Source organism: Amycolatopsis sp. NPDC003676 (assembly GCF_053587275.1).
The window spans coordinates 1-1,938 of the sequence record NZ_JBSFNS010000250.1; the positions used below are offsets into that span (position 1 = coordinate 1).

General features: G+C 70.6%; 1 protein-coding gene. It reads right to left on the bottom strand.

The annotated features are described in order from the left end of the window. A partial coding sequence (locus tag ACWDNU_RS45330; RefSeq protein ID WP_449673388.1) for a type I polyketide synthase occupies positions 1 to 1,938 on the bottom strand: 1,938 nt, incomplete at both ends.

The window sequence follows — 1,938 nt, forward strand, 5'->3', positions numbered from 1 at the left end:
GGGCCGACCTCAGCGAACCGGGCCACACCCAGCTCCGACATCGTGGTGACGGCAGCGGCGAACCGTACGGTCGCCGCGACCTGTCGCACCCAGTACGCCGGATCGGACATCTCGTCGACGACCCGGGCACCGGTCACCGTCGACACCAGCGCGAGGGTCGGACGCTCGAAGGCCAAACCTTCGACCACCGAGCCGAATTCGGCCAGCATCGGGTCCATCAGCACGGAATGGAACGCGTGCGAGACCCGCAGTCGGTGTGTGCGCCAACCGTTCTCGGCACACACCTCGGCCGCGGCCTGGACCGCCCCCTCGACACCGGAGAGCACCACCGACGACGGACCGTTCACCGCCGCGATCGACACCCCCTCGCCCAGCAACGGCAGCACGTCCGCTTCCGGCGCACCCACCGCGATCATCGCCCCACCCGCAGGCAGCGCCTGCATCAACCGGCCCCGCGCCGCCACCAGCACACACGCGTCATCGAGCGACAGCACACCCGCGACATGCGCGGCCGCGACCTCTCCGATCGAATGGCCGGCCACCACGTCGGCCGTCACGCCCCACGATTCGAGCAGCCGGAACAGGGCCACCTCGTAGGCGAACAGCCCGGCCTGCGCGTAGACCGTCCGGTCGATCAGCGCTTCGTCGGCCAAGGCCGCCGTGAGCGGAACAGGCTGTCCGAGCGGCGGTTCCAGCCGCGTGATGATGTCGTCGAACGAGTCGGCGAATACCGGGTACCCCCGGAGCCCGGCGGCCATGTCCGCCCATTGCGCGCCCTGACCGGAGAACACGAGACCGGTCGATCCCGCGACCACCCGGCCGCTCACCACACCGGGAGCGCCGTCGGCCACCGCCCGCGTGCCAGCGAGGAGCCCGTCGCGGTCCTCGGCGAGGACCACCGCGCGATGGTCGAACACCCCCCGGGTGGCGACCAGGGAGAAGGCGACATCGAGCGGGTCCTGGCCGTAGTCGGCCACATGGTCGGCCAGCCGGGCGGCCTGACCGGTGAGCGCCGCACCACTGCGCGCCGACACCACCCACGGCACGACGCCGCCGACCGGCGCGGTCTTCACCGCAGGCGCCGAATCCGCTACCGGGGGCGCCTGTTCCACGATGACGTGCGCGTTCGTACCACTGATCCCGAACGAGGACACCCCGGCGCGACGCGGCCGATCGGCCTCCGGCCACGCGACGGCCTCGGTCAGCAGGCGCACGTTCCCCTGCGTCCAATCCACCTTGGTACTGGGCTCATCCACGTGCAGTGTCCGGGGCAGCACGCCGTGCTGCATGGCCATGATCATCTTGATCACGCCACCCACACCGGCCGCCGCCTGCGCGTGACCGATGTTCGACTTCAACGAGCCCAACCAGAGCGGACGGTCCTCGGCACGATCCTGGCCGTAGGTCGCCAGCAGGGCCTGCGCTTCGATCGGATCACCCAAAGTCGTTCCGGTGCCGTGCGCTTCGACGACATCCACCTCCGCCGGAGCGACCCCGGCATTGGCGAGGGCCTGGCGGATCACCCGGCGCTGCGACGGACCATTGGGCGCGGTGAACCCGTTGGACGCACCGTCCTGATTCACCGCCGACCCCGCCAGCACCGCCAGCACCTGATGACCGTTGCGGCGGGCATCGGAGAGCCGTTCCAGCACCAGCACACCCGCGCCCTCGGACCAGCCGACGCCATCGGCACTGTCGGAGAACGATTTACACCGTCCGTCGGGCGAGAGCCCGCGCTGACGACCGAATTCGAGGAACATGTCCGGCGTCGCCATCACGGCCACACCACCGGCCAGGGCGAGTTCGCACTCCCCCGAGCGCAGCGATTGCGCGGCCAGATGCAGCGCCACCAGCGACGACGAGCACGCCGTGTCCACCGTGACCGACGGACCCTCGAGCCCGAACACATACGACACCCGGCCGGAGACCAGGCTGCCC